We start from the raw sequence: 1,734 nt of genomic DNA, 5'->3' as shown, positions 1-1,734 counted from the left end.
CGCATGCAGCTGCAGGAACTGCCCACTTTAAGGGTACAGCCGTACCTGCATCTACCAGTAAAACGTAATACGCTTGTTGGCTATTTGGCCTTCACAGCCATGCTTTCGGTTTTTAACCTATGGCCCATTATACTTTTTGTGCCTTTTGTTTTAAAGGTGGTGCTTACCGATTCGGGTACTTTATCGGCATTGGCTTTTATAGTGGCCATTTTGGGCTTTATGCTTTTTAACAATTACCTTGCCCTGTTTATTAAACGTAAGGCTAATTTGAATGGCTGGGTTTTCCTGATTTTCGTAGCAGTGCTGGCGCTTATTATCACCGGCGATTTTCGTTTTCACCTGTACTCGGTACGTAATATCTCTTATTTATACTTCGGTCATTTGCTTAGCAAACCCGTATTTGTATTGCTGCCTGTTGTGCTTGCTATAGCTATGTATTATATCAATTTTGCCTATTTAAAGCAAAACCTTTACCTCGAAGAGTTAAGCTCACGCAAAGCATCAGCCTATAAAAGCAGTACAGAGTTTCCGCTCTTAAGCCGTTTCGGTAAGGTTGGCGATCTGGTGGCTAACGAACTCAAATTGATCTTCCGTAATAAACGACCGCGCTCGGCCCTGGTTATGGGGCTGTTCTTTATGTTTTACGGGCTCATATTTTATACCAACAGTCACTACGGTGAAACCTGGTATATTTTTGTGGGGATGTTTATGACTGGTATCTTCATTATCAATTACGGTCAGTTCATGTACAGCTGGCAAGCAGCCCATTTTGACGGCATTTTGGTAAGCAAGATCAACTTTCGCGACTTTTTAAAGGCAAAACACCTGCTTTTCACTATGGTGTCGACCGTTGCCTTTATCCTCACTACACCATACGCCTATTTTGGCTGGCGCATCGTTTTAGTTCATTTTGTCATGTACCTATGGAACATCGGCATTAATACAACTATCGTGTTGTTTTTTGCCAACCGTAACGCCAAAAGAATTGATCTTTCAAAAGGAGCATCATTTAACTGGGAAGGTGTAGGCGCTACACAGTTACTGATCTCGTTCCCGCTGATGATCACGCCATATATCATTTACCTTCCATTCTCCCTGTTTAAACATGCAGATATTGGCCTGGCTATGCTGGCTGCGACAGGTATCATATTCATTTTAACCCGCGATTTTTGGGTTAAAAAACTGGAAGAGGATTTTATGCAAAAACGTTATACCGTTGCCGAAGGCTTCAGAAATAAATAACCTATGATTGAAGTAAGAAATCTTAAAAAAATCTATAACGGTGTTACCGTTGTAGATGTACCCGCCCTGCAAATTAACAAAGGCGAAAGCGTTGGCCTTGTGGGCAACAACGGCGCGGGCAAAACCACGCTGTTCCGTATGGTGCTCGATCTGATCCGCGCCGAAAGCGGCGAGATCCTATCCAATGGCGAAGTTGTGGCCGGTCATGAAAAATGGAAGGATTATACCGCTGCCTACCTCGACGAAGGTTTCCTCATAGACTATCTCACCCCCGAAGAATATTTTTATTTCATAGGAGGATTGCACAGCCTCAACCGTGCGCATGTTGATGAGGTATTGGTTAGCCTAACAGATTTCTTTAACGGCGAGATCCTGAAAAAAGGTAAATACATCCGCGACCTATCAAAAGGGAACCAATGTAAAGTTGGCGTAGCAGCATGTTTATTACAGGAGCCTCAGTTATTGATGCTCGACGAGCCCTTTGCCAATATC

The 1,734-nt window shown here is 43.3% G+C and carries 2 protein-coding genes; both read left to right on the top strand.

The window, feature by feature from the left end:
* Positions 1-1,242: DUF5687 family protein (locus VF500_RS17960; protein ID WP_330860999.1), on the top strand; the 1,242-nt coding region annotated here is incomplete at its 5' end.
* Between the two features lie 3 nt (positions 1,243-1,245).
* A partial coding sequence (locus VF500_RS17955) for an ATP-binding cassette domain-containing protein (RefSeq protein ID WP_330860998.1) occupies positions 1,246-1,734 on the top strand: 489 nt, incomplete at its 3' end.

Origin of the sequence: Mucilaginibacter sp. (assembly GCF_036383575.1) — a bacterium.
Lineage (GTDB): Bacteria > Bacteroidota > Bacteroidia > Sphingobacteriales > Sphingobacteriaceae > Mucilaginibacter.
This window is presented reverse-complemented; position numbering and strand designations above follow the sequence as displayed.